Source organism: Staphylococcus sp. EG-SA-2, from assembly GCF_017152085.1.
The window spans coordinates 1-584 of record NZ_JACYHC010000007.1; the positions used below are offsets into that span (position 1 = coordinate 1).

Here is a 584-nt window from a genome sequence, read left to right on the forward strand (position 1 = left end):
TTTCAATCATCATAATTTGCAAAGGGATTTCTTTTTCAAACTCAGGTGCATATGCTCGTACTTCTTCCATAGTTAAGGGCAATTTCGTTTTGGTTAAAGGGTGTGTTGGATGCCCCTCTGGTACCAAACTCTCAGAATAAGTTAAATCATCTGTCTTATCACTATCTTTTACATGTTGTAACCATGAAAAAAAGTTAATATCTTGTGGTAATCTTGAAAATTTAAAACTTTGACTTATTAACGTTTGTCTGTGAGACATTTGCTTATATGTTTCAACTAAACTATCTCGACTGTGTATTAACTCTTCGCGTAGTCGCTCTGAAATAGGGATATCAAAGTCATGATTCAACACATCTAATAAACCTTCTAAAGTTATAATTAATGACGTTTCACCTTTATTTAAATAAGTAATATCACCTGTAAACTCGTAGCGTTCTAATGCACTTTTTCTAACAATTTCAATAGTCAACACATGCATATGATACTGAATTTCAATTAAAGATCCTTTTTGCGAAATAAATGTTTGCTCGGGGTAAATACGTTCTTTAATAATGGCGTTAATTACACGATATTGAATATTTCTA

Annotated in this window: 1 pseudogene; it reads right to left on the minus strand. The window is 31.7% G+C overall.

From position 1 onward, the window contains the following. Nucleotides 1-584 (minus strand): annotated as a pseudogene (gene sfaB, locus IDG60_RS00040) (staphyloferrin A synthetase SfaB); the annotation flags it as partial.